Raw genomic sequence first — 1,548 nt, forward strand, 5'->3', positions numbered from 1 at the left:
CCCCGTTATGTTTTCCGCGGTCCTGCAAGAGGGCCGCTGGCTTCCGGGCCCGGCATGACTTTTGCCCCCTGTCGAACGGATGACCTGGGGGGTGGTGTCACCGGGCCCGGGAGGTGCCGTCGGAGACGCTGATCAGAGGTCCGGCCACCGCCCGGTCCGGCGCAATGCCGGACAGCTCGCGGGCGACAGGTCTGCATAACGTGGATGCGCGCGTACGACACCACTGCCAAGGCCAGCACGTTCAACTCCCGTGGAAGGGCGCGATGTTCGACACCGAAGACGTGGGCGTGTTCCTCGGCCTGGACGTCGGCAAGAGTGCCCATCACGGGCACGGGCTGACCCCGGCCGGCAAGAAGGTCTTCGACAAGCAGCTGCCCAACAGCGAGCCGAAACTGCGGGCCGTCTTCGACAAGCTGACCGCGAAGTTCGGCACCGTCCTGGTGATCGTGGACCAGCCCGCCTCCATCGGCGCCCTCCCCCTCACCGTCGCCCGGGACGCGGGCTGCCAGGTCGCCTACCTGCCGGGACTGGCCATGCGCCGGATCGCGGACCTGTATCCGGGCGAGGCCAAGACGGATGCCAAGGACGCCGCGGTGATCGCGGACGCAGCCCGCACCATGCCGCACACCCTGCGCTCGCTGGAACTCACCGACGAGATCACCGCCGAGCTGACCGTGCTGGTGGGCTTCGACCAGGACCTCGCGGCCGAGGCCACCCGCACCAGCAACCGGATACGCGGCCTGCTCACCCAATTCCACCCCAGCCTCGAACGCGTCCTCGGGCCCCGCCTGGACCACCCCGCCGTCACCTGGCTGCTGGAGCGTTACGGCTCTCCCGCAGCCCTGCGCAAGGCCGGACGCCGCAGGCTGGTGGAGGTGATCCGCCCCAAGGCCCCGCGCATGGCCACCCGGCTCATCGACGACGTCTTCACCGCCCTGGACGAGCAGACCGTCGTCGTCCCGGGCACCGGCACCCTCGACATCGTGATCCCCACCCTGGCCGCCTCCCTGGCCACCGTCCACACCCAGCGCCGGGCCCTGGAAGCCCAGATCAACGCCCTGCTGGAGGCTCACCCTCTTTCCCCGGTCCTGACGTCGATGCCCGGCGTCGGCGTCAGGACCGCCGCCGTCCTGCTGGTCACCGTCGGCGACGGCACCAGCTTCCCCAGCGCCGCCCACCTGGCCTCCTACGCCGGCCTCGCCCCGACCACGAGGTCATCGGGGACCTCGATCCACGGCGAACACGCACCCCGAGGCGGAAACCGGCAGCTCAAACGCGCCATGTTCCTCTCCGCCTTCGCCTGCATGAACGCCGATCCCGCCTCCCGCACCTACTACGACAAGCAACGCGCCCGCGGCAAAACCCACACCCAGGCCCTCCTCCGCCTCGCCCGCCAACGCATCAGCGTCCTGTTCGCCATGCTCCGCGACGGCACCTTCTACGAATCCCGCACACCCGCGGACGTTGCACTCGCCGCATGACCCCAGCAAGCCCCAATCACCCCAAACCCGACGGGGGTGCCTTGACGAAGGACATAGAGGCACCCCC

The 1,548-nt window shown here is 69.8% G+C and carries 1 protein-coding gene; it reads left to right on the plus strand.

Going from position 1 to position 1,548, the window contains the following annotated elements; all coding sequences use genetic code 11:
* Positions 1-263: 263 nt before the first annotated feature.
* On the plus strand, positions 264-1,481 hold the full coding sequence (locus AB0958_RS45090) for an IS110 family transposase (protein WP_366896286.1): 1,218 nt from the start codon (positions 264-266) through the stop codon (positions 1,479-1,481).
* The last annotated feature ends 67 nt before the right edge of the window (positions 1,482-1,548 follow it).

Source organism: Streptomyces sp. NPDC006655 (assembly GCF_040703965.1).
GTDB lineage: Bacteria > Actinomycetota > Actinomycetes > Streptomycetales > Streptomycetaceae > Streptomyces.